The following is an 811-nucleotide window of genomic DNA, read 5'->3' as shown; positions in this document are numbered from 1 at the left end:
TGCATCTCGGTTAAACGTGATACACAACGCTTGAACTCAAATTCCAGTTGTCCTTCGGTATATAAGGCATCCATCTCGACTTCCGCTGAAATAATCAGTTTTACGTTACGCTCATAAAACTCGTCGACTAAAGCAATAAAACGCCTCGCAGCATCATCAATTTTACGATTCATCTGACGAACATCGGCCAGTAAAACCGTGTGATAAATACGTGAGAGTTCAATGTAATCGTTTTGACTTCGAGCGGTTTGGCACAACTGCTCAAAAGAAGCATGTAACACCCCATCACTGGCTTCAATCACGTTAATCTGTCGATGATTAATGTCGATTTTGTGAGCAACGCTTTTACGCTCAGCCGTAAGCTGCTGATAATAGGTATTTAAATTAATAGAAGCCTGCTCATCCAATGGATAATGGTAGATTTCGGCTTGTTCCAACGTCCTCAGACGATAATCGACACCACTATCCACATTTAGTACATGGCAACGCGCCAAAATCATATCAATAGCAGGAAGAAAACGTGCTCGCTGTAAGCCATTACGATACAAATTTTGTGGTTCGATGTTTGACGTCGCCACCAGCACCATCTGACGCTTAAACATTTCTTGCAACAATGTGGCAAGAATCATGGCATCAGTTATGTCAGACACAAAGAACTCGTCAAAACAAACAATATCTGCTTCTTGTTTAAATAAGTCGGCAACTTTGGAGAGAGGATTTTCTACCTCCCCTAAACGCTTTAACTCGTCATGTACCCGATACATAAAGCGGTGAAAGTGCACGCGCATTTTTCTGTCAGTAGGTAAGGCAT

At 41.9% G+C, this 811-nt stretch carries 1 protein-coding gene; it reads right to left on the bottom strand.

The window, feature by feature from the left end; translation table 11 throughout:
- On the bottom strand, positions 1–811 hold an 811-nt coding region (gene zapE, locus R7Q09_RS24945; RefSeq protein WP_318143795.1), incomplete at both ends, for a cell division protein ZapE.

The sequence above is a fragment of the Vibrio sp. 2130-1 genome, assembly GCF_033339515.1.
This window is presented reverse-complemented; position numbering and strand designations above follow the sequence as displayed.